Annotated in this window: 20 protein-coding genes; 13 read left to right on the top strand and 7 right to left on the bottom strand. The window is 65.0% G+C overall.

Features of this window, described 5'->3' with window-relative positions:
- The first annotated feature begins 101 nt into the window (after positions 1-101).
- The 5 genes from ACT2BZ_RS02120 to ACT2BZ_RS02100 all read left to right on the top strand — a co-directional run bounded on the left by ACT2BZ_RS02120 (position 102) and on the right by ACT2BZ_RS02100 (position 5060).
- A complete protein-coding gene (locus tag ACT2BZ_RS02120) occupies positions 102-1316 on the top strand; it encodes a urate hydroxylase PuuD (RefSeq protein ID WP_457938938.1) in 1215 nt (404 codons plus the stop codon).
- A 4-nt stretch (positions 1317-1320) separates the two neighbouring features.
- Positions 1321-2643 carry a guanine deaminase gene (guaD, locus tag ACT2BZ_RS02115; protein ID WP_457938937.1) on the top strand — a complete coding sequence of 441 codons (1323 nt, stop codon included), beginning with the start codon at positions 1321-1323 and terminating at the stop codon, positions 2641-2643.
- Between the two features lie 87 nt (positions 2644-2730).
- Positions 2731-3240, top strand: a complete 510-nt coding sequence (locus ACT2BZ_RS02110; protein WP_457938936.1) for a heme-degrading domain-containing protein — start codon at positions 2731-2733, stop codon at positions 3238-3240.
- 22 nt (positions 3241-3262) lie between these two features.
- The gene (locus ACT2BZ_RS02105) at positions 3263-4525 is read left to right on the top strand and encodes a glycerate kinase type-2 family protein (protein ID WP_457938934.1); all 1263 of its coding nucleotides are present in this window, start codon (positions 3263-3265) and stop codon (positions 4523-4525) included.
- Between the two features lie 55 nt (positions 4526-4580).
- Positions 4581-5060 carry a hypothetical protein gene (locus ACT2BZ_RS02100; protein WP_457938932.1) on the top strand — a complete coding sequence of 160 codons (480 nt, stop codon included), beginning with the start codon at positions 4581-4583 and terminating at the stop codon, positions 5058-5060.
- Between the two features lie 12 nt (positions 5061-5072).
- On the opposite strand, the gene ACT2BZ_RS02095 is transcribed toward ACT2BZ_RS02100, so the two are convergent.
- From ACT2BZ_RS02095 to ACT2BZ_RS02070, 6 genes are all read right to left on the bottom strand, one after another.
- Positions 5073-6542, bottom strand: coding sequence for a UdgX family uracil-DNA binding protein (locus tag ACT2BZ_RS02095; RefSeq protein WP_457938930.1), 1470 nt, complete (start codon positions 6540-6542; stop codon positions 5073-5075).
- Between the two features lie 2 nt (positions 6543-6544).
- Complete coding sequence (locus ACT2BZ_RS02090) at positions 6545-7780, bottom strand: putative DNA modification/repair radical SAM protein (protein ID WP_457938928.1); 1236 nt, start codon at positions 7778-7780, stop codon at positions 6545-6547.
- Positions 7781-7840: 60 nt separating this feature from the next.
- A complete protein-coding gene (locus ACT2BZ_RS02085) occupies positions 7841-9229 on the bottom strand; it encodes a glutamine synthetase family protein (RefSeq protein ID WP_457938926.1) in 1389 nt (462 codons plus the stop codon).
- A gap of 29 nt (positions 9230-9258) precedes the next feature.
- Positions 9259-10632, bottom strand: coding sequence for an aspartate aminotransferase family protein (locus ACT2BZ_RS02080; protein WP_457938925.1), 1374 nt, complete (start codon positions 10630-10632; stop codon positions 9259-9261).
- A 102-nt stretch (positions 10633-10734) separates the two neighbouring features.
- Positions 10735-11706 carry a WD40 repeat domain-containing protein gene (locus ACT2BZ_RS02075; RefSeq protein WP_457938923.1) on the bottom strand — a complete coding sequence of 324 codons (972 nt, stop codon included), beginning with the start codon at positions 11704-11706 and terminating at the stop codon, positions 10735-10737.
- Positions 11707-11715: 9 nt separating this feature from the next.
- Positions 11716-12762, bottom strand: coding sequence for a CobW family GTP-binding protein (locus ACT2BZ_RS02070; RefSeq protein WP_457938921.1), 1047 nt, complete (start codon positions 12760-12762; stop codon positions 11716-11718).
- Between the two features lie 131 nt (positions 12763-12893).
- Here ACT2BZ_RS02070 and ACT2BZ_RS02065 point away from each other — a divergent pair, with 131 nt between their 5' ends.
- The 6 genes from ACT2BZ_RS02065 to ACT2BZ_RS02040 all read left to right on the top strand — a co-directional run bounded on the left by ACT2BZ_RS02065 (position 12894) and on the right by ACT2BZ_RS02040 (position 18601).
- Positions 12894-14075, top strand: a complete 1182-nt coding sequence (locus ACT2BZ_RS02065; protein WP_457941450.1) for an NAD(P)/FAD-dependent oxidoreductase — start codon at positions 12894-12896, stop codon at positions 14073-14075.
- 215 nt (positions 14076-14290) lie between these two features.
- Positions 14291-14761 carry a MarR family winged helix-turn-helix transcriptional regulator gene (locus ACT2BZ_RS02060; protein ID WP_457938920.1) on the top strand — a complete coding sequence of 157 codons (471 nt, stop codon included), beginning with the start codon at positions 14291-14293 and terminating at the stop codon, positions 14759-14761.
- 94 nt (positions 14762-14855) lie between these two features.
- Positions 14856-15797, top strand: coding sequence for a DMT family transporter (locus ACT2BZ_RS02055; RefSeq protein WP_457938918.1), 942 nt, complete (start codon positions 14856-14858; stop codon positions 15795-15797).
- Between the two features lie 79 nt (positions 15798-15876).
- Entirely contained in the window at positions 15877-16899 is a 1023-nt protein-coding gene (locus ACT2BZ_RS02050) for a LacI family DNA-binding transcriptional regulator (protein WP_457941449.1), read from the top strand.
- Positions 16896-17882 carry a 2-hydroxyacid dehydrogenase gene (locus tag ACT2BZ_RS02045; protein ID WP_457938917.1) on the top strand — a complete coding sequence of 329 codons (987 nt, stop codon included), beginning with the start codon at positions 16896-16898 and terminating at the stop codon, positions 17880-17882. The genes ACT2BZ_RS02050 and ACT2BZ_RS02045 overlap by 4 nt, the downstream gene beginning before the upstream one ends.
- 83 nt (positions 17883-17965) lie before the next feature.
- The gene (locus ACT2BZ_RS02040; protein ID WP_457938916.1) at positions 17966-18601 is read left to right on the top strand and encodes a DUF2726 domain-containing protein; all 636 of its coding nucleotides are present in this window, start codon (positions 17966-17968) and stop codon (positions 18599-18601) included.
- A 3-nt stretch (positions 18602-18604) separates the two neighbouring features.
- Here the strand turns inward: ACT2BZ_RS02040 and ACT2BZ_RS02035 are convergent, their stop codons facing one another.
- The gene (locus tag ACT2BZ_RS02035) at positions 18605-19378 is read right to left on the bottom strand and encodes a gamma-glutamyl-gamma-aminobutyrate hydrolase family protein (protein ID WP_457938914.1); all 774 of its coding nucleotides are present in this window, start codon (positions 19376-19378) and stop codon (positions 18605-18607) included.
- Between the two features lie 269 nt (positions 19379-19647).
- Between ACT2BZ_RS02035 and ACT2BZ_RS02030 the strand changes: the two genes are divergently transcribed.
- Positions 19648-20754, top strand: a complete 1107-nt coding sequence (locus ACT2BZ_RS02030) for a TRAP transporter substrate-binding protein (protein ID WP_457938913.1) — start codon at positions 19648-19650, stop codon at positions 20752-20754.
- 205 nt (positions 20755-20959) lie between these two features.
- Positions 20960-22066, top strand: coding sequence for a TRAP transporter substrate-binding protein (locus tag ACT2BZ_RS02025; protein ID WP_457938911.1), 1107 nt, complete (start codon positions 20960-20962; stop codon positions 22064-22066).
- The last annotated feature ends 77 nt before the right edge of the window (positions 22067-22143 follow it).

The raw sequence follows: 22143 nt of genomic DNA, 5'->3' as shown, positions 1-22143 counted from the left end.
CCGAACAGTATTTTCCATTTTTTTTTGAAAGTCATCGTGCATGTCCCCTCTTTCCGTTTGGACTCCAGCCCGTAAAGTCGGGCTGCATAGGGGATGCTGCGATGAACGATTTCGCGATTTTCTGGGAATGGCTGAGTTTCGGCGTGCGCTGGCTGCATGTGGTCACCGCCATCGCCTGGATCGGCTCGTCCTTCTACTTCATCGCGCTTGACCTCGGCCTCGTTCAGCGCCCGGGCATGCCGGAAGGCGCCTATGGCGAGGAATGGCAGGTGCACGGCGGCGGCTTCTACCATGTGCAGAAATACCTCGTTGCGCCCGCGTCGATGCCCGAGCACCTGACCTGGTTCAAATGGGAATCCTACGCCACCTGGCTGTCGGGCTTCGCCATGCTCGCTGTCGTCTATTACGCCGGTGCCGATCTCTTCCTCATCGACCGCAACGTGCTCGATGTGTCGGCGCCCGTCGCGATCCTGATCTCGATGGCATCGATCGGCATCGGCTGGCTGATTTACGACCAGCTCTGCAAGTCGCCGCTCGGCAAGAACGACACCTGGCTGATGCTGGTACTCTACGTCGTGCTGGTGTTCATGGCCTGGGGCTACACGCAGCTGTTCACCGGCCGCGCCGCCTTCCTGCATCTCGGCGCCTTCACTGCGACGATCATGACCGCCAACGTCTTCCTGATCATCATCCCCAACCAGAAGGTCGTCGTTGCCGACCTCATCGCGGGCCGCAAGCCGGACCCGAAATACGGCCGCATCGCCAAGACGCGCTCGCTGCACAACAACTACCTGACGCTGCCCGTCATCTTCCTGATGCTGTCCAATCACTATCCGCTCGCCTTCGCGACGGAGTTCAACTGGGTGATCGCCTCGCTGATCTTCATCATCGGCGTCCTGATCCGGCACTATTTCAACACGGTGCACCGGCGCGACGGCACGCCGCACTGGACCTGGCTGGTCGCCGGCATCCTGTTCATCGTCATCATGTGGCTGTCCACCGCGCCGAAGATCCTGACCGGCGAGACCAAGCTTGCCGCCTCCGCGGAGCCCTTCGTCGCCTCGGCGCATTTCCCGTCGGTGCGTGACACTGTGCTCGGGCGCTGCGCAATGTGCCACGCGATGGAGCCGTCCTATGACGGCATCTACCAGGCACCGAAGAACGTGGTGCTGGAGAGCGATGCCGAAATCGCCAATCACGCGCGCGAGATCTACCTGCAGGCCGGCCGCAGCCATGCCATGCCGCCCGGCAACGTGACGCAGATCTCGCCGAAGGAACGCGCGCTGCTTGTCGCCTGGTTCGAAGAGGCGCGGTGACAGCATGACCGACCTGATCCTGCGCGGCCGCACGCTGTCCTTCCTGCGCTGGCCGGACAATGCCGAGGACCACGGTGCCTATGCCTATGAGGAGGACGGTGGGCTCCTGCTGCGCGACGGGAAGATCGTCGCGGTGGGCGCCTATGGCGAGGTTGCCGCCCGGGCCGGCGAGGGCGTTGCGACGGTCGACCACCGGCCGCATCTCCTGCTGCCGGGCTTCATCGACGCGCATGCGCATTTCCCGCAGATGCAGGTGATCGCCTCCTACGGCGCCGAACTGCTCGACTGGCTGAACAAGTACACCTTTCCGGAAGAGTCGAAATTCACCAATCCGCAGCACGGGCGACGTATCGCGCGGCTCTTTCTCGACGAGATGCTGCGCCAGGGCACGACGACGGTCGCGGCCTATTGCTCGGTGCACAAGGCCTCTGCGGAGGCCTTCTTCGCCGAGGCGCTGGAGCGCGACATGCTGGTCATCGCCGGCAAGGTGATGATGGACCGCAACGCGCCCGTGGCCGTGCTCGACACGCCGCAATCGGGTTATGACGACTCGAAGGCGCTGATCGCGGAATGGCATGGACGCGGGCGCGGGCTCTACGCCATCACGCCGCGCTTCGCCATCACCTCGTCGCCCGAACAGATGGAGATGGCCGGCGCGCTGGCGCGCGAGCATCCCGACCTGCACGTACAGACGCACCTGTCGGAAAACCACGCCGAGATCGCCTTCACGCAGGAACTTTACCCTTGGTCGCGCGACTATACCGACGTCTACGAGCACTACGGGCTGCTCGGGCAGCGCAGCCTGTTCGGCCACTGCATCCACCTGTCGGAACGCGAGGCAGATGCCATCTCCGATGCGGGTTCGGTCGCCGTGTTCTGCCCGACCTCGAACCTCTTCCTCGGCTCGGGCCTGTTCGACTACCAGCGCTACCGCACCAGGCAAAAGCCGCTGCGCATCGCCGCGGCGACCGATGTCGGCGGCGGCACCAACTATTCCATGCTGCGCACCATGGACGAGGGCTATAAGGTGATCGCGCTCAACGGCGAAAAGCTCAACCCGCTGGCGTCTTTCTGGCAGCTGACGCGCGGCAATGCCGAGGCGCTGTCGATCGCGGACCGGGCAGGCACGCTGGAGCCGGGCACGGACGCCGACATCGTAGTGCTCGATTCCGCTGCCACGCCCGGCATGCGGCTCCGGATGGAGACGGTCGGCACGCTCGCCGAGGAGCTATTCCTGCTTCAGACGCTGGGCGACGACCGCGCCGTGGCCGAGGTCTATGTCGCGGGCCGGCCTGCTAAGAGCACGCTCGGCTCGTCGATCAACTGAAGCAGGACTTGACGCGCCGATCACCTGCTTTATGCCCTTGACCGGACTGGCCGCGCCGCGGCCGGGCAGCGTTATCGAGGAGGCAGCGTGTCCACGGAAGACGATCTCACGAAAATCGCCGAGCAGGAGAAGCGCCTCGTCTTCCAGCGTTTCGACGAGGCGACGGCTTTCACGATCGGTTCGACCATCCGCGATCGGGCGCTCAGCGAAGATCTTGGCATCGTCATCGACATTCGCACCTTCGACCGGCCGCTCTTCTACGCTGCGCTGCCCGGCTCGACCGCCTCCAACCCCGACTGGGCGCGGCGCAAGATCAATGTCGTGAAGCGCTTTCTCAAGAGCACCTATCGCATGGTGCTGGAACAGCAGCGGCCGGACCGCAGCTTCAAGCCCGGCGAGGGCATCGACATCAAGGACTACGTACTTGCCGGCGGCGGCTTCCCGGTTGCGGTGAAGGGCGCGGGCATCATCGGCGTGATTGCCGTATCGGGCCTGCCAGAGCGCCAGGACCACGGCGTCATCGTCGACACGCTCTGCGACCACTTTGGCATTGCGCGGCAGGAACTCGCCCTGCCGCCGGAGGCGGACGACGAATGAGCACCCGTACAGGCCTGTCGCAGTGACAATCGAAGCGAAGACATTCCTTACCGCCGTCTTCGACGCCGCCGTCGCGGCGGCCGATCCGGAGCGCACCATCCGCGATCACCTGCCGGCCAAGCCGAAGGGTCGCACCATCGTGATCGGCGCGGGCAAGGGATCGGCGCAGATGGCGGCGGCCTTCGAAAATGCCTGGGATGGGCCGCTCGAGGGGTTGGTGGTGACGCGCTACGGCTATGCCGCACCCTGCGAGCGCATCGAGATCATCGAGGCGGCGCACCCGGTGCCCGATGCCGCAGGGCTCGAGGCCTCGCGCCGCCTGCTCGAAACAGTCGAGGGGCTGACCGAGGACGATCTCGTTGTCGCCCTGATCTCGGGCGGCGGCTCGGCGCTTCTGCCGGCACCGGCCGAGGGGCTGACGCTCGCCGACGAGATCGCCGTCAACGAGGCGCTTCTCGCCTCCGGCGCGCCGATCGCGGCGATGAACACCATCCGCAAGCATGTCTCGCGCATCAAGGGCGGACGCCTCGCCGCCTCGGCCCATCCGGCTCGCGTCGTGTCGCTCGTCGTGTCGGACATACCAGGTGACAATCCGGCGCTTGTCGCCTCCGGACCGACCATTCCCGACATCGGCAGCCGCGCCGATGCGCTCGGCTTCGTCGCGGCCTACGGCATGAAGCTGCCGGATGCCGTGATGGCGCATTTGAATTCGCCGGCAGCCGATGCGCCTGCCGTCAATGACCCGCGCCTAGCACAGAACGTCGTCCAGGTGATCGCGTCGGCCAGCGTTTCGCTCGAGGCCGCGGCAGCAGAAGCGCAGCGCCGGGGCATCGAGGCGGTCATCCTGTCGGATTCCATCGAGGGCGAGGCGCGCGAGGTCGGCGGCGTGCACGCCGCCATCGTGCGCGAGATCGTCGGGCGCGACCGGCCCTTCCGCAAGCCGGTGATGCTGCTGTCGGGCGGCGAGACGACGGTGACGCTAAGGGCCAGGGGCAAGGGCGGCCGCAACAGCGAGTTCCTGCTCGCCTTCGCTATCGGCATCGCCGGTCTCGACGGCATATCGGCGCTTGCCGCCGACACGGACGGCATAGACGGTTCGGAAGACAATGCCGGCGCCTTTGCCGACGGCACGACGGTGGCGCGCATGCGCGCGGCGGGCGTCGACGCCAAGGCGATGCTGGCCGGCAACAATGCCTGGACTGCTTTCAACGCCATCGGCGACTTGTTCGTGCCCGGCCCGACGGGCACGAATGTAAACGATCTGCGAGCAATTCTGATACGATGAGAACGGGTTCTGAAGGCCGGAATTAACGCCCCTGGGGCATAATCCGGCTATGTCTATGGCCAGAACTGCAAGCGCGCATCCTGCCAGGCTGGAATGGCGCAACAACATGGCGGTGGTCGGATGGGTCTTCATGGCCATCTGGACCGGCATGCTGGTCCTGTTCACATGGCTCTTCATCCGGGAAGGCGGCTTCAACCAGTTCAGCCCTCCCGTCGAGCTCGGCATCATGGCGCTGTTCTGGCTGTTCAGCGTCGGCGGTTGCCGCTTCTTCTTCGCGATGCCGCGGGTGCAGGTCACGATCGTCCTCAACGAAGTCGTGGTGCGCGAACGCTGGGCCTGGCGCCTGCGCGAGGAGCGCTTCTCCCTGCGCAAGCTCGCCCCACCGGTGTTCTCCGAGGAGAAAGATTCCGACGGCGATGCCTACTTCAAGAGCACGCTGACCCTGCCGTCCGGCCGCAAGGTCGACATCGCCGAGGCGCATGACAAGAAGGCCGTGCAGGCCGCCCATGACCGGCTGATTGCCGCGATGACGTGACGCCTAGGAGCGTCAGGCCGCCATGAGTTGCTCGACCGCGCGGATGTCGGCCAGGAAGCGCTTATGTTCCGCCGCCTTGTCGCGCGGATCGGGAATGCGCAGCAGGAACGAGGGGTGGACGGTGAGAAAAATCCTCAGACCGTCGTCGCGCTCGATCACCTCGCCGCGCATCCTGGTGATCGGTACCGCCTTGCCGAGCAGCGACTGTGCGGCCGTGGCGCCGAGCGCCACCACCAGCTCGGGGCGGATCAGCGCCAGTTCCTTGTCCAGCCACCAGCGGCAGGCGCTGATCTCGCCGGCATTCGGCTTGGAGTGGATGCGCCGCTTGCCGCGCGGCTCGAACTTGAAGTGCTTCACCGCATTGGTGACATAGGTCTGACGGCGGTCGAGTTCGGCCTCGTCGAGCACCGCGTCGAACAGTTTTCCGGCCGGACCGACGAAGGGCCTTCCGGCAATGTCCTCCTGGTCGCCCGGCTGCTCGCCGACGAAGACGACGCGCGCCGCACCGGGGCCTTCTCCGAACACGGTCTGCGTCGCTTCGCGCCAGAGCGGGCAGCGCCGGCAGCCTTTCGCGGCCTCGCGCAATTCTTCGAGCGTGGTCGCCTCGGCGCCGTCGCCCTTGCCGTCGTCCGGCCCGGGTGCCGGCCAGTGCCTTGCCTGGAGCTTGGCGTGATGCGGTGCGGGTGTTGTCGGCATCTTCTCGATCATCTCCCGTGCGGCGTCCTCGGCGCCGGCGATCATGCCGGAAATGAGCGAAGCCTCGGGAAGGTTGCGCCAGTATTTCTTCGGCATCTCGGCCTGCATCGCCTTCACCTTGAGTCGCGCCGGGTTGAAGATCGAGCGGAAATAGGTGCGCCACAGGTCCTCGGCGCTGTCATCGGGCGGCGCGTCGGTCTTTGAAGCTCCCGGTCCGATGGCCAGGCGCTGGCCGTCCCAATCGGCCGAGGCGTAGGGTGTCAGGATGGTCCAGCGCATGCCGGTAAAGCGGCGCACGAAGAAGGGCGCGTTGCGCTCGACGATGAAATGATCCGGCTCGAACCAAGCGACGTAGCGCTCCGTCCCTTCCGCGCCGATCCGCCGGAAGCGAACGAAGGCGCGCATCTTGTGGGTGTCGCGGCGCACCGACTTTTCCATCGCCTCGAAGCGCCTGACATCCGAGTCGGAGGCGATCTTCATCAGGTTGGGTTCGGCGACGATCCTCAGCAGCATGCGATAGAGATAGGCGAAGCGCTCGGGATCGCTGTGACAGATTACCGTTTCGGCCCGCGTGACGAACTCGCGCGGCACCGACAGCGCCGCCGACGGGTGGGCATTGTCCAGCAGGGGCGACGGTGCGTCCGCCGTCCCGCCGACGCTCCATTCGACCTCGCCGCCCGGTACGCGCTCCGCCGCCAGCCGGCGCGCGGCGCGCCGCCAGCCGTCGAAATCGGCCGGCCCGTCGAGTGCCACGCGGAAACGGGCGAGGGAGAGCGCCTCCTGCATGGTCAGAACAGCGACAGCTGCGTCGGCTGCGCGACGAGGCGCCGGCGCAGATGCGTCTCGTCGGTCAGGCCGCCCGGCGACCAGCCCTCGGCCTCGATAAAGGGCCTCACCTTGCCGATGGAGCCGCAGAGAACACCGACATCCTCCAGCCGCAGCCGGCGGTGGCGGCGCGTCTCGATGATGCGGGCGATCGTCTTGGTGCCCAGGCCCGGCACGCGCAGCAGTTGCTCGCGGGGGGCGCGGTTGACGTCGACCGGAAACTGGCCGCGGTTGCGCAGCGCCCAGGCGAGCTTCGGGTCGATCTCGAGGTCGAGCATGCCGTCTGGCGATCCCGCGAGGATTTCGGGCTGCGAAAAGCCGTAGAAGCGCATCAGCCAGTCGGCCTGGTAGAGCCGGTGCTCGCGCATCAGCGGCGGCTTCTTGAGCGGCAGGGCCGACGAGGAGTCCGGGATCGGGCTGAAGGCGGAATAGTAGACGCGGCGCAGCCGGTAGCTGCCATAGAGCCTGGCGCTGGTGGCCAGAATGCCGGCGTCGGCGGTGGCATCCGCGCCGACGATCATCTGCGTCGACTGGCCGCCCGGCGCAAAGCGCTCGCGCTTCTTCGTGCGCATGGTGGGTTCGCGCTTTTCCTCGATCTTGGCGCGCAGGTTGGCCATCGACAGACGGATGGTCTCCGGCTTCTTCTCCGGCGCCAGCCGTTTGACGCCCTCGTCGGTCGGCAGCTCGACATTTATCGACAGGCGGTCGGCGAGCCTGCCGGCTTCCTCGATCAGCTCGGGCGAGGCCTCGGGGATCGTCTTCAGGTGGATATAGCCGCCGAACTTTTCGACCTCGCGCAGGCGGCGCGCAATCTCCACCATCTCGCCCATTGTCTCGTCTGGCGAGCGCACCACCCCGGACGACAGGAACAGGCCCTCGATGTAGTTGCGGCGGTAGAAATCCATCGTCAGCTTCACCACTTCCTCGACGCTGAAGCGGGCGCGCCGCACATTCGAGGAGGAGCGGTTGATGCAGTAGCTGCAATCATAGATGCAGAAATTGGTCAGCAGGATCTTCAGCAGCGAAATGCATCGGCCATCCGGCGCATAGGAATGGCAGATGCCGGTGCCCTCGGTGGAGCCGATGCCGCCCGATTTCAGCGAGTTGCGCTTTGCCGCGCCCGAGGAGGCGCAGGAGGCGTCATACTTGGCGGCGTCGGACAGGATTGCGAGCTTTTCGCGGATCGGGAGTGGGGCCATTCGTTCATGATATGTTCTAAAGCCGGCCGATGCCATAACATTTGACACAGTGCGACGAATTCACACCTCGTGCAGGTAGAGGTGGTAGTCGAGTTCGCTGATCGTGCGCGCCACGCGCAGGTATTCGGCGTGCTTGATGGCGGTGAAGGTGCGGTGCATGTCCTCGCCCAGCGCCTGCTTGAGGAAGGCCGAGGCCTTGGCGGCCTCGATCGCCGAGCGCCAGTCCGGCGGCATCGAATTTGCGGCCGAGGGTTCGGCCTCATAGCCGTTGCCCGTCGTCACCGGACCCGGATCTAGCTTTTCGGCCTGGCCCTTGGCGATGCCGGCTAGAACGGTGGCCGCGACCAGATAAGGGTTGGCGTCGACGCCGGAGGGCCGGTGCTCGATGCGGCGGTTCTTGACGTCGCCGGCCGGCACGCGCAGCGCCACCGAGCGGTTGTTGACGCCCCAGGTCGGCGCGATTGGCGCGTAGGACTGCGCCACGAAGCGGCGCCAGGAATTGGCATGCGGGGCAAAGACCAGCATGGATTCGGCCATCGTCGCCGTCAGGCCGCCGAGCGCGTGAAGCAGCGTCGGCGACCACTCCTCGCCATCTTTCTCGGCAAAGACATTGGCGCCCTTGTCGTCGAGCAGCGAGACGTGGAGATGCATGCCCGAGCCGGCGTATTTCTCGATCGGCTTGGCCATGAAGCAGGCGGTGACGCCGTGCCTGCGCGCCTGCGCGCGCACCAGGCGCTTCAGCAGCACCAGGTCGTCAGCGGCCTGCATGATGTTCTTGCGGTAGTTGAGCGTCAGCTCGTACTGGCCAGGCGCATATTCCGAGATCACCGTCTCGGCCGGTATGCCCTGCAGCCTGGCGGCCGCATAGATGTCGGAGAAGAGCGGCTCCATGCCGTGCAGGTGGTCGACCGAATAGACCTCGGTCTTGCTGCTCTTGCGGCCGTCAATCACCGCGCCCGCCGGCTGCACGCGGCCGTCGGCGTCAAGCTCGTTGGCGAGCAGGAAGAATTCCAACTCGAAGGCGCCGGCCGGGTGCAGGCCCCTCGCGGCGAATTTCTCGATCTGCCGCGCCAGCGCATGACGCGGGTCCGAGCTCATCGGCGTGCCGTCGAGTTGGTACATTGACAGCAGCACCTGCCCGCGCGCCGGCGATGTGCCGTGCAGGGGCTTCAGCGTTCCGGGGATTGGCCAGCCACGCAGGTCGCCATCGCCCGAATCCCAGATCAGGCCGGTCTCGTGGACATCCTCGCCGGTGATGTCGAGACCGAGCACGGAGATCGGCAGATGCCGCCCGCCCTCGTAAAGGCTCTTCAACTCATGCCGGCGGATGATCTTGCCGCGGCCGACGCCGTTCGAGTCGGTAAGCACGATGTCGAATGCCTCGATCTCGGGATGGGCGTCGAGAAATTCCTGCGCTTCCTGCAGCGTCGAACCGGATGGGGAACTCATGATGTCACTCTGTTGGTCCTGGCCTTCTCTCACGCGGCGAGCTTTGCCGCAATATCGCCGAAGGCGGTGACCAGCCGGTCGATCTGGCGGGCGCCCGTCGCCGGAGAAACCAGCATCATGTTGTGGAAGGGCGCGATCAGCACGCCGCGGTTGACCAGTGCGACATGGATCGCCGCCTCGAGCGCCGGAGCATGCGCGGCATCCGCCCCGGTTCCGTTCCGCAGCGGACCGGGCGCGCAGATGAACTCGACGCGTGCGCCGACTCTTGCGACATGCCAGGGCAGGCCGTTTGCCTTCACAGCGGCAGCAAGACCCCTTTCAAGGCGCGCGGCCTGTCGCTCCATATGTGCGTAGTTGCCTGCCGTCATCACCTCTTCCAGGGTCGCGCGCATGGCGGCGAACTGCAGCGGGTTGGCCGACAACGTCGTGCCCATGCCGGAGAAGCCGGGTTCTCGCACCTTCTCGAAGGCGGCAAAGCGCTTCGCCAGTTCCGCGCTCATGCCCCACACACTCGCCGGAACGCCGCCGGCCACCGGCTTGCCGAGCACGAAGAGGTCCGGCTGCAGGTCGTGCGTGCGCGTGTAGCCGCCAAGGCCGGTGGAGATCGTGTGCGTCTCGTCGATAAGCAGCAGCGTGCCGGTCTTGCGGGTCAGTGCACGCAGGCCGTCGTGAAAGCCGGGCAAAGGCTGCACCATGCAGCAGTTGGTCAGGACCGGCTCGGTAATGACGCAGGCGACGTCGCGGTCGGCAAGTGCTGCTTCGAGCGACGGCAGGTCGTTGAATTCGACGATTTTCGTGCCCTGGGTCAGGTCGCGGAACTCGCCGGCCAGACCCTTTCGGTTGACCGCCCTGCCATCCTTCAGGCTGACCATCGTCTCGTCGATCGCGCCATGATAACAGCCGTTGAAGACGAGGATCTTTGGTCGCCCGGTGACCGCGCGGGCGACGCGCAGCGCAAAGCGATTGGCGTCGGTCGCGGTGGTGGCGATCTGCCATTTCGGCAGCCCGAAGACTTTTGGCAGCAGCCGGCCGACGGCGAGCGCGTCTTCGCTCGGCAGCATGTAGGTCAGACCGCGGCCGGCCTGGCGCCTTATGGCGCGGGAGACCGGCGGCGGCGAGTGGCCGAACATCGAGCCGGTGTCGCCGAAGCAGAAATCGTCGAGACGGTTACCGTCGATGTCGGTGATCGAGGCGCCGCGGGCGCGCTCGACGAGGATCGGGAAGGGCGTCGGCCAGTCGTTCATCCAGTGCATCGGCACGCCGTCTAGATAGCCGTCGATGCCGCCGGCCGTCGCGACTTCGGATTTAGGCCGGGCGCGGCGAAAGACTTCCGCTTCCATGGCGCGGAGTTCCTCGATGCGGACGCGGCTGACGCCGCCCAGGCCGGTGCTCTTTGCCTTCATGGTTTCCCCCAATGCCGGCCTTTTCCTAACCCTTGCCGCGCCGCGCGGCAATCGGGGGCGGACGCGACGGGGTCGCAGGGCAGGAAGGCATCAGTGGCTGCGCTAGCCGGCGATGTCGATCACGCCGCAGTCGCCGGTTTCCGAGCCGAAAACCACCCGACGCTCCTCGCGGTCCCACATCATCGAGGTGATGGCGCCCTTGCCGGGGCGCCGCAGCAACACTTCCTTAAGGTCGGCAAAGCGCACCGCCATGACCATGCCGTCGTCATAACCGATCGCCGCGACATCCTGGCTGGGGTGGCAGGCGACCGCCGTCACCATGGCGTTACCCCGCGTGCCAAGTTCGAGCGGTGCCTTGCCCATCGGGCCGTCCTTGCCGGAAAACGGCCAGACGATCGCCGCCTGCGCGCCGGAGCTTGCCAGCCACTTGCCCTTGGCGCTCCACGACAGGCTCTTCACCTTGGCCGGGTAGCCGCTCATGCGCATGTGCTTGCCGTCGGAGAGCTTCCAGCCATGCAGCGCGTTCTCCTGCATGGTGGTGACCAAAAAATTGCCGTCCGGCGAGAAGGTGATGTCGGTATGGGCGCCGGCCCATTCGAGCTCGACGGGCTTGCCGTCGGTCGCAGGGAAATGCAGGGTCGCGCCATTGTAGCGGGCGACGCCGAAGCGCATGCCCTTGGGCGAGAAGGCCAGTCCTTCGACCGAGCGCGGATGCTGGAATTCCTTCACCTTGCCGTCGGCGAAGCGCACGAAGGCGGTCTTGCCCGTGGCGTAGGCGATGGCGCCCTGCGGGCCACTCGCCACGCTGGTGATCCATTTGCAGCCGACCTCGGCGAGCAGCTCGCTCGTGTCACCAGCGGACGAAAACACCTTGCCGTCCTCGCCGCCGGTGATCAGCCGCCCTTTCGGCTGGTCGAGCGTGGCGGCAAGCAGCCCGTCATGCACCTCCTGCCACTTGTGGCCGTGATCGAGCCGGTGGATGGTGCCGTCGGCCAGCGCGAAATGCGGCACGTCGTGGAGGAAGACGGCCCTGACGCAATGGCCGTCGAGATCAAGCGGAGCGACTGTCGGCATCGTTCCGGATCACGCCTGGCAGGCTTCGAAGCTGCGCTGCAGCCGCTCGGTGCTGAGCTCGCGGCCGATGAAGACCAGTCGGCTCTCGTGCTTCTCGCCGTCCTTCCAGGGGCGCTGGTGGTCGCCCTCCATGATCATGTGGACGCCCTGGATGACATAGCGGTCCGGATCGTCCTTGATGGCGATGATGCCCTTCAGCCGCAAAATGTTCGGGCCTTCCATCTGGGTGATCTTCTCGATCCAGGGGAAGAACTTCTTCGGGTCCATCTCGCCACCGCGCAACGACACCGATTGCACCGTCACGTCGTGGATCGGCGAAGCGTCGCCGTGCTCATGGTGATGGTCGTGGCCACAATTCTCGTCATGCACGTGGTCGTGGTCGCCATGCGTGTGGTCATGATCACCGTCGAGGAAATGCGGGTCGTTCTCGAGCGCCCGGCTGAGGTCGAAGGCGCCGCGATCGAGTACCTGGTCGAGAGCGACTCCGGCGCGCGTCGTGCGGTGGATCTTCGCCGTCGGGTTGATGGCGCGAATCGTCGCCTCGACATCGGCCAGTTCCTCGGGCGTCACCAGGTCGGTCTTGTTGAGCACGACAACGTCGGCGAAGGCGATCTGGTCCTCGGCCTCGCGCGAGTCCTTGAGTCTCAACGGCAGGTGCTTGGCGTCGACCAGCGCGACGACCGCGTCGAGCTTGGTCTTGGTGCGCACGTCCTCGTCCATGAAGAAGGTCTGCGCCACCGGCACCGGGTCGGCGAGGCCAGTCGTCTCCACCACGATGGCGTCGAAGCGGCCGGGCCGGCGCATCAGGCCCTCGACGACGCGGATCAGGTCGCCGCGCACCGTGCAGCAGACGCAGCCATTGTTCATCTCGTAGATTTCTTCGTCCGATTCGACGATCAGCTCGTTGTCGATGCCGATCTCGCCGAACTCGTTGACGATCACCGCGTAACGCTTGCCGTGGTTTTCCGACAGAATGCGGTTGAGCAGCGTCGTCTTGCCCGAGCCGAGATAGCCGGTGAGCACGGTTACGGGTATTTGGGTCTGGGATTCGGTCATGGGAGCCTCTTGCGAACAGACGCTTCATATAGTGTGGCGACGCCGCTTTTGCATCAGCCAAAGCGGTCCGCGGATCGGGTCAGGCGGCCATCGGCGCGGTCATGCGAACGAAAGAAGGCGAGGTTGCGGAATTGGAGACGGTCGACGTCCTGATCATAGGCGCGGGTGCTGCTGGCATGATGTGCGCCATCGAGGCTGCCAAACGCGGCCGCTCGGTGATGGTCGTCGAACATGCCGCGGCACCGGGCGAGAAGATCCGCATTTCGGGTGGCGGCCGCTGCAACTTCACCAACATCCATGCCAGTCCGAAGAACTTCCTGTCGCAGAACCCGCATTTCTGCATTTCGGCGCTGTCGCGCTACCGTCCGCGCGATTTCATCGCCTTGGTCGAGGCGCATGGCATCGCCTATCACGAGAAGACGCTCGGGCAACTGTTCTGCGACGGCTCGGCGACGCAGATCATCGCCATGCTGCGCGGTGAAATGGAACGATACGGCGCGGAGTTGAGGCTCGGCATCACCGTCGGGCGCATCGGGAAAACCGAAGCCGGCTTCTCGGTCATCCTTGCCGATGGTGAAATTGCCTGTTCATCGCTCGTCGTCGCCTGCGGCGGCAAGTCGATCCCGAAGATGGGCGCCACCGGCTTGGGCTACGAGATCGCCGGGCAGTTCGGCCTGCGCATCGTCGAAACGCGGCCGGCGCTCGTGCCGCTGACCTTCGACCCCAACACGCTGGAGCGGCTGAAGCCGCTCACCGGCATCGCTGTCGAGGAAGCGCGGGTCAGTTGCGGCAAGACTTCCTTTTCGGAAGCGATCCTGTTCACGCATCGCGGCATCAGCGGCCCGGCCATCCTGCAGATCTCTTCCTACTGGCGAGAGGGCGGCGAGATCGCGATCGCCATGCTGCCCTCGGTCGACGTGTTCGAGGCGCTGCGCGCCGCAAGAGCCCGGAATGGCCGCCAGGCTGTCCAGACCGCCCTTGCCGAGCACCTGCCGAAAAAGCTCTCCCAGGTGCTGGCGCAGCAGTTCGGGCTTGCCGGGAACATGGCCGACCTGCCCGACAAGGCGCTGCGCAAGGTCGCCGAGGCGGTCAATGGCTGGCGCGTCAAGCCGGCGGGCTCGGAGGGCTACCGCACGGCGGAGGTGACGCTCGGGGGCGTCGACACACGCGATCTCGATTCGAAGACGATGCAGGCGAAGACCGTGCCCGGTCTCTATTTCGTCGGCGAGGTAGTCGACGTGACGGGATGGCTCGGTGGCTATAATTTCCAATGGGCCTGGGCGTCCGGCTGGTCAGCCGGACAGAACGCCTGAACGACGACCGCAGCGCGCGGTGGAAAAGCAGAACCCGTCTTTCGTTTGTCATCTAACTGTTATCTGCGTCTGGCATTAGGCTCTGCGATTGCAATTTGCCTTGCCGGCAAAGTGGTTTTCGCAACGTCGTCCCGGGTAGTGTGGGTGCGTCGGCAGGAAAGCGATCGCGGATGATGGCGCCAATCGGCGCCTGGCGCGCTGAACGGGGGAACCAGATGGCCAAGCACAACAAGGGCGCAACAATGAGCCGGCTGCATTCGGCCGCCCGACTGTCGCGAACCGCACTTGCCGCAAGGCTGCTGGCGCATGGCTTCTACGCCGGGCAGGACCAGATCATGATCGCGCTCAACCAAGACGACGGACAGACGCCCGGCCAGCTGGCGAGCCGGCTCGGCGTGCGCCCGCCGACCATCACCAAGACCATCAATCGGCTGCAGGCGCAGGGCTTTCTCGACAAGAAGGCTTCGGACCAGGATGCCAGGCAGGCGCACATCTTCCTCACCGAATCCGGCCGCGAGACCATCAAGGCGATCGAGAAGTCGCTGCGCAAGACCGAGAAACAGGCGCTCAAGGGGCTGGACAAGAAGGACCAGAAAGCTCTGTCGAAGCTGCTTGCACGCATCGAGGCGAACCTGTCGGATGCCGAGTTCGACGAGGCAGACGCCGAGGACGACAGCGACGATTAAGCGGCCTTTTCGCAAAGGAAATCTCCGTTTGCGCTTGCAGCCGGCTCCGGCATGGCAGAAAAGCCTTGGGTAACGTCAGAATGCGACCCGGTCTTTGAAGCCTCCCCAAATCTCATCCGATACTGCGACGCCGCCAGCCGCGATCTTCCTGATACTTGGCGCCGTCTTCCTGTTCGCCTGCCTGGACAGCGGCGCGAAATATCTGGTGCTGTCGGGCATGCAGGCGCCCTTCGTGGCGTGGATGCGCTTCGTCGTTCACGTCTCGCTCGTGCTGCTCTTGTTCCGCTCCTGGAACAACACGGCAATGTTCCGCACCAGCAGCCTGCGCATGCAGATGCTGCGCGGCGTTTTCCTGTTCGGATCGACCTTCTTCAACTTCCTCGCGCTCAACACGCTGCAGCTGGCGCAGACGACATCGATCTTCTTCTTCGCGCCGATGGTCATCACGGCGCTGGCCGGACCGCTGCTCGGCGAGTGGGCGGGATGGCGGCGCTGGGCGGCGATCGGCTCCGGCTTCGCCGGCGTGCTGGTCATCACGCGTCCGGGCTATGCGGCCTTCGAGATCGGCCATGTCTACGCGCTCTGCGCGACGCTCAGCTACTGCCTCTATGTCATCACCACCCGGCACATGACGGCGACTGAATCGGCCGAAAGCCTGATTTTCTATTCGGCGCTGGCGCCCGTCGTGATGATGCTGCCTGTCGTGCCCTTCACCGCATCGCTGCCGCCCGACGCCTTTCACTGGCTGGTGCTGCTGTCGCTCGGCCTGTTCGGCGGCTTCGGTCACTGGTTTCTGATCAACGCCTACAAGCAGGCGACCACCACGGCGCTGGCACCCTATCCCTACATGCAGATGGTGTGGATGATCGCCTTCGGCTTCCTGTTTTTCGCCCAGTTGCCCGATCTCTGGACGATCGGCGGTGCCACGATAATCGTGGCGAGCGGCCTCTACATCGTCCACCGCGAGCACCGGCTGAGGCTGCAGAGCCGTACAGCACCCAACGCCGAGGACAGCGACCTGGCAAAAAAGCTTTGACCCTGCACTGTTCGATGGCATAAGCCCGACTTTAAACTGTTTAAAAGCCGATCGTCGGCGGGCAGGCCTGGAGGGCGCACTGGCACAAAAGATCAAGCTTTCCACGATCGCCGACGCGCTTGGCGTCTCGACGGCGACCGTATCGCTGGCCCTGCGCGACAGCCCGCTCGTCGCCGACAGCACGCGCGACCGCATCAAGGACCACGCACGCCTCATCGGCTACATCTACAATCGGCGGGCCGCCAGCCTGCGCACCTCGCGTTCGGGTATCGTCGGTGTCGTCGTGCACGACATCATGAACCCGTTCTTCGCCGAGATCCTGCGCTCGATCGAAAGCGAGCTCGACCGCAGCCGGCAGACCTTCATCCTGTCCAACCATTACGACCAGCTCGAAAAGCAGCGCACCTTCGTTGACACGCTGCTGCAGCTTGGAGCCGACGGCGTCATCATGTCGCCGGCCATCGGCACGCCGCCCGAAGACATCGTCATGGCCGAGGAGAACGGCCTGCCGGCGGTGTTGATCGCGCGTACCGTCGAGGGCGCGCAGGTGCCGGTCTTTCGCGGCGATGATTCCTACGGTACCGGGCTTGCTACCAACCACCTCATCTCGCTTGGCCACAAGCGCATCGCCATGATCGGCGGCACCGACCAGACCTCGACTGGGCGCGACCGCTACCAGGGCTACGTCGCGGCGATGGAAACCGCCGGCCTCGAGGTCAAGCCATCCTGGCGCATTCCCGGCCCGCGCACCAAACAGGCGGGCTTCGAGGCGGCAGGCCAGTTCCTGGCGCTGAAGGACCGCCCCACCGCCGCGTGCTGCTGGAACGACCTCGTCGCCATCGGCCTGATGAACGGCATCGCGCGCGCCGGCCTCGTTCCGGGGGTGGACATTTCGGTCACCGGCTACGACGATCTGGAGGAAGCTGCGATCGCGACGCCGGCGCTCACCACCGTCTGGAACGGCCAGCGCGAAGTCGGTCGCCGCGCGGCGCGGGCGCTGCTCGACAGGCTCGGCGGCCAGTCGGTGCGTGCCTCGCAGGAACTCATCAAGCCGGAACTGCATGTCCGGCAATCGACCGGAAACCCAGTGGAGCGTGCATGACCAGTCCGACCAGCCTTCGTGAAATCACCGTCCTTGGCGTCGGCGGCCTCTCCGAACAGGCGGCCAAGCGCATTCCCGGCAGCTTCACCCTGGCGCGCATCGCGCGTGGCGACCCGGCGCTCGTCACACCCGACATGGCGAGCAGCGTGCGCGGCATTGCCAATTTCGGTGGTGTCAACGCCGCCCTGATCGATGCGCTGCCCAACCTCGAAATCATCGCCAGTTTCGGAGTCGGCTACGATTCGGTCGACGCCCGCCATGCGGCCACCCGCAGCGTCATGGTGACCAACACGCCCGACGTGCTGACCGAGGAGGTCGCCGATACCGCGCTTGGACTGCTCATCAACACGGTACGCGAACTGCCGCGCGCCGAGGCCTATCTGCGCGCCGGCCGCTGGGAGCGCGAGGGCGCCTATCCGCTGACCGGCGCCACGCTGCGCGGCCGCCGCGCCGGCATCTTCGGCATGGGCCGCATTGGCCAAGCCATCGCCAGGCGGCTTGAAGCCTTCGGGCTGAGCGTTGCCTATCACAATCGTCGGCAGGTCGAGGGACTGGCCTATGACTACCATCCGACTCTGGTATCGCTCGCCGAAGCCGTCGACACGCTGATCTCGGTGGTGCCCGGCGGCGCCTCTACGCTTAAGGCCGTCGACATGACGGTGCTGAAGGCGCTGGGACCGAACGGCGTGTTCGTCAATATCGGGCGTGGCACCACGGTCGACGAGACGGCGCTAGCCAAGGCGCTCGCCGACGGCACCATCCTGGCAGCCGGCCTCGACGTCTTCGCCGACGAGCCGCACGTGCCCAAGGCGCTGCTCGACCTGCCCAACGCGTCGCTGCTGCCGCATGTCGGCTCAGCCTCGGTGCATACGCGCAACGCAATGGCCGACCTTGTCGCCGACAATCTTGAGAGCTGGTTCACGAAGGGCCGCGCCATTACCGCCGTGCCGGAGACAGCGGACGTGAAGCCGAAAGGGCGGTAGGCAGTAGTAACAGTCTTCAATGGATCGAATTGAAGCAAAAATGCAAAGTTAAAGATAACGCAGGCCGCCTATCTTGAGCGGTCATGGTTATTCAGGTCGACGGATCTTCGTTCCAGCTGGATTTTCTGCTACTCGGCGCACTGGCGGCCGTGGCGTTCATCGCGTTGTTTCTATTCGTCACCCAGCGCGAGCGAAAAGGCCTTACTGCGAAGTCATGGCGCGGGCGAGCGTTTCCCAGCTCCGTGCCGGACACGTCGCTGGGCGACTCGGCTAGCCAACTCAGACATGTCATGAGCGCGGATTTCTTTAAGAAGAAGGTGATGAGCAAGTCGGAGTACAGGGTCTTCCGGATCGTTGAGTCGGAAGTGCAAGCCCAGCGCAACGGCTGCCGGGTACTGTCGCAGACCAGCCTCGGCGAAGTCATCGGCTCGAATGACAGCAAGGCGTTTGCCTCGATAAACAGCAAGCGCGTCGATATCCTGATTATGGGACCCTACGGCGAACCGGTTGCTGCCATCGAGTATCAGGGCGGCGGGCATCATCAGGGCAGCGCTGCCGCGCGCGACGCCATCAAGCGCGAGGCGCTGCGCAAGGCTGGCGTTCACTTTCTGGAGGTGGCTGAAGGCCACACTGCCGAAGAGATCGGGATGATGGTCAAGAAGCTGTTCCCGCAGCCGGCATCCCGAGGCGGACCGGTCGAGGTGCGCGTGGCGGGCTGAAGCCTATTCCGCCGCGGTGCGTGCGCCGACCCTGGCCATGGCGTGCGCCCGGACCGCCTCGCCGAATGCCTTGAAGATCTTCGCCGAATTGCTGTCGGTGGCGGCCCAGTATTCCGGGTGCCACTGGACGCCGACGGCAAAGGCGCGCGCACCCTTTACCGACACTGCTTCGACCGTGCCGTCGTCGGCGACGGCCTCGATCTCCAGCCGGTCTCCGAGCCGGTCGACGCCTTGGCGGTGCACCGAGTTGACCATGATCTCGCCGGCGCCGAAGACGCCCGCCAGGCACGTGCCTGGCTTGATCGAGACGCTCTGGCGGATCGCGAAGCGTTCGTCCTGGTTGTCCGATACGGGCGCCCGGTGGTCGAGTGCTCCCTCGCGCTCCTGGATCTCGGTGGCCAGGGTGCCGCCGAGCGCGACGTTGAGTTCCTGGATGCCCCGGCAGATCGCGAGCAGCGGTACGCCACGCTCGATCGCCCTGCGGATCAGCGGCAGGGTCGTCGCATCGCGGTCGGGATCGTAGGGGCCGTTGGCCTCGCTTGCGTCGCCGCCATAGAGTTCGGGGTTCACATTTGACTTCGAGCCGGTCAGCATGACGCCGTCGACCGAGTCCAGGAGTTGGTCGAGGTCGAGCCGGTCGCCGAAAGACGGCACCAGCACCGGGAAGACGCCGGCGCCGGAAATTGCCGCCTCGAGATATTGCTGCGGCGCGGCGTGCCAAGTGTAGTTGTCGACGTGGCGGACGTCGGTCGACACGGCGACGAGGGGCTGGATCATGTGGATTTCCTGTTGGGCGCGGCAGGGCCGATTTCTGCCTCTTATTTAGGCTATTTCGCCGTCCGTTCCAAGACTGCGGTTCCTGCCGTTGCGGCAGAGCTTAGACGAAAGTCGTACGGGCGGGTTTGTCCTGCAATTTCAATCGTTCCAACGCCGTCCTTGCCGGCATTCTGCGCTAGACTTAGCCGCTTTCGGCATGCATTGATGCCGACGATCTGGCGCTCACAAATCCCACCCGCGCCGGGCACCCAATCATCTGGAGGAAATGCATGGACCGTCGTTCATTTATCACTAAGGCTGGCCTGGCCGGCGCCGGCGCCGCCGCCGCCACCACGCTTGCCGCACCCGCTATCGCGCAGTCGAACCCGAAAATCACCTGGCGCCTGACCTCGTCCTTCCCGAAGTCGCTCGACACCATCTATGGCGGTGCCGAGGTCTTCTCGAAGATGCTGTCGGAAGCCACCGACGGCAATTTCGAGATCCAGGTTTTTGCCGGCGGCGAGCTGGTTCCGGGCCTGCAGGCGGCTGACGCTACCGCAGCCGGAACGGTCGAGGCCTGCCACACCGTCTCCTACTACTACTGGGGCAAGGACCCTGCCTGGGCGCTGGGTGCTGCCGTTCCCTTCGCGCTCAACGCGCGCGGCATGAACGCCTGGCACTACCATGGCGGCGGCATCGAGCTGTTCAACGAGTTCCTCGGCACCCAGGGTCTGGTCGGCTACCCAGGTGGCAATACCGGTGTGCAGATGGGCGGCTGGTTCCGCAAGGAGATCAACACGGTGGCCGACCTGCAGGGCCTCAAGATGCGCATCGGCGGTTTCGCCGGCAAGGTGATGGAAAAGCTCGGCGTCGTGCCGCAGCAGATCGCCGGCGGCGACATCTATCCGTCACTCGAGAAGGGCACCATCGACGCTGCAGAATGGGTTGGCCCCTATGACGACGAGAAGCTCGGCTTCCAGAAGGTTGCGCCCTACTACTACTACCCCGGCTGGTGGGAAGGCGGCCCGACCGTCCACCTGATGTTCAACAAGGAAAAGTTCGAGAGCCTGCCGGCGAACTACCAGTCGCTGGTGCGCACCGCCGCCCAGGCGGCCGACGCCAACATGCTGCAGAAGTACGACTACCTGAACCCGACTGCGGTGAAGAGCCTGGTGGCAAACGGCGCGCAGCTGCGTCCGTTCAGCCCCGAGATCCTGTCGGCCTGCTTCGACAAGGCCAACGAGGTCTATGCCGAGATGACGTCGACCAACCCCGGCTTCAAGAAGATCTGGGATTCGATCACAGCGTTCCGCAAGGACCACTACCTGTGGGCGCAGATCGCAGAGTACAACTATGATACGTTCATGATGATCCAGCAGCGCAACGGCAAGCTCTAGTCAGAGCTGCCGCGGCCTTCTGCTGCGGTCCAGATATAGAAGAGGCCCGGTTCCGAAAGGTGCTGGGCCTTTTTCTTGCGCCCCGGTCCGCGGGTTCCGTCATGCGGCTGGACTTGCGGGGTCCTGCATGCATTGATTGGTCGATGGCGAGGGAACAACCGAAACATCGGATCTCGGACGCCAGCAACCGATCTGGGAGGGTTACATGGATCGTCGTTCATTTATCAAGAAAGCCGGTCTTGCCGGTGCGGGTACCGCGGCAGCCACGGCGCTGGCAGCGCCGGCGATTGCACAGTCTATGCCGAAAGTGTCGTGGCGTTGCACGTCGTCGTTTCCAAAGGCACTCGACACCATCTTCGGCGCTGCCGAGACGATGGCGAACTTCGTGCGCGATTCGACCGACGGCAACTTCGATATCCAGGTCTTCGCGGCCGGCGAGCTGGTCGGCGGCCTACAGGCAGCGGATGCTGCGGCCGCGGGTACCGTGGAGATGTGCCACACCGCTTCCTATTATTACTGGGGCAAGGACCCAACCTATTCCTTCGGCACCTGCATCCCCTTCGGCCTCAATGCACGCCAGAACAATGGCTGGTTCTATTATGGCGGCGGCAACGAGCTGATGAACGAGTTCTACGCCACGCAGGGCCTCTACGGCATGCCCTGCGGCAACACCGGCGCCCAGATGGGCGGCTGGTTCCGCAAGGAAATCAACACCGTCGAAGATCTCAAGGGCCTCAAGATGCGCGTCGGCGGCTTTGCCGGCAAGATCATGGAGAAGCTCGGGCTGGTGCCGCAGCAGATCGCCGGCGGCGACATCTACCCGTCGCTCGAGAAGGGCACGATCGACGCCGCCGAATGGGTCGGCCCCTACGACGACGAGAAACTCGGCTTCTTCAAGGTCGCGCCCTACTACTACTATCCCGGCTGGTGGGAAGGCGGCTCGGCGCTGCACGCCATGGTCAATCTCGGCAAGTGGAACGAGCTTCCGAAGAGCTACCAGGCGGTGCTGGCCTCGGCCTGCGAGGCGGCCAATTGCGACATGATGGCGAGCTACGACCACAAGAATCCGGCGGCGATCAAGCGGCTGGTGGCGGGCGGTGCGCAGCTCAAGCCGTTCAGCCAGGAGATCCTGTCGGCCTGCTACGACGCGGCGATCTCGACCTATGAAGAGATCAACGCCAGCAACCCGATGTTCAAGAAGATCTACGACAACCAGCAGGCGTTCAAGAAGGACGCCTATCTCTGGGCGCAGCTGTCGGAATACACCTACGACACCTTCATGATGATCCAGCAGCGCAACGGCAAGCTCTGATCGGATCGACCCGACCCGACAAGAAAAACCCCGGAGCGAGCTCCGGGGTTTTTTGTTTCCGGCCCCAAGGCCGGCGA

The sequence above is a fragment of the Mesorhizobium sp. 10J20-29 genome (assembly GCF_054130485.1).
Note: the sequence above shows the minus strand (reverse complement) of the source record. Positions and strands in the feature narration are given on the sequence as shown.

Coding starts and splice junctions, on each gene's coding strand:
- ACT2BZ_RS02120 (WP_457938938.1), top strand. CDS start 102: ATGAACGATTTCGCGATTTTCTGGGAATGGCTGAGTTTCGGCGTGCGC.
- guaD (WP_457938937.1), top strand. CDS start 1,321: ATGACCGACCTGATCCTGCGCGGCCGCACGCTGTCCTTCCTGCGCTGG.
- ACT2BZ_RS02100 (WP_457938932.1), top strand. CDS start 4,581: ATGGCCAGAACTGCAAGCGCGCATCCTGCCAGGCTGGAATGGCGCAAC.
- ACT2BZ_RS02095 (WP_457938930.1), bottom strand. CDS start 6,542: ATGCAGGAGGCGCTCTCCCTCGCCCGTTTCCGCGTGGCACTCGACGGG.
- ACT2BZ_RS02090 (WP_457938928.1), bottom strand. CDS start 7,780: ATGGCCCCACTCCCGATCCGCGAAAAGCTCGCAATCCTGTCCGACGCC.
- ACT2BZ_RS02085 (WP_457938926.1), bottom strand. CDS start 9,229: ATGAGTTCCCCATCCGGTTCGACGCTGCAGGAAGCGCAGGAATTTCTC.
- ACT2BZ_RS02080 (WP_457938925.1), bottom strand. CDS start 10,632: ATGAAGGCAAAGAGCACCGGCCTGGGCGGCGTCAGCCGCGTCCGCATC.
- ACT2BZ_RS02075 (WP_457938923.1), bottom strand. CDS start 11,706: ATGCCGACAGTCGCTCCGCTTGATCTCGACGGCCATTGCGTCAGGGCC.
- ACT2BZ_RS02070 (WP_457938921.1), bottom strand. CDS start 12,762: ATGACCGAATCCCAGACCCAAATACCCGTAACCGTGCTCACCGGCTAT.
- ACT2BZ_RS02060 (WP_457938920.1), top strand. CDS start 14,291: ATGGCCAAGCACAACAAGGGCGCAACAATGAGCCGGCTGCATTCGGCC.
- ACT2BZ_RS02045 (WP_457938917.1), top strand. CDS start 16,896: ATGACCAGTCCGACCAGCCTTCGTGAAATCACCGTCCTTGGCGTCGGC.
- ACT2BZ_RS02040 (WP_457938916.1), top strand. CDS start 17,966: ATGGTTATTCAGGTCGACGGATCTTCGTTCCAGCTGGATTTTCTGCTA.
- ACT2BZ_RS02035 (WP_457938914.1), bottom strand. CDS start 19,378: ATGATCCAGCCCCTCGTCGCCGTGTCGACCGACGTCCGCCACGTCGAC.
- ACT2BZ_RS02030 (WP_457938913.1), top strand. CDS start 19,648: ATGGACCGTCGTTCATTTATCACTAAGGCTGGCCTGGCCGGCGCCGGC.
- ACT2BZ_RS02025 (WP_457938911.1), top strand. CDS start 20,960: ATGGATCGTCGTTCATTTATCAAGAAAGCCGGTCTTGCCGGTGCGGGT.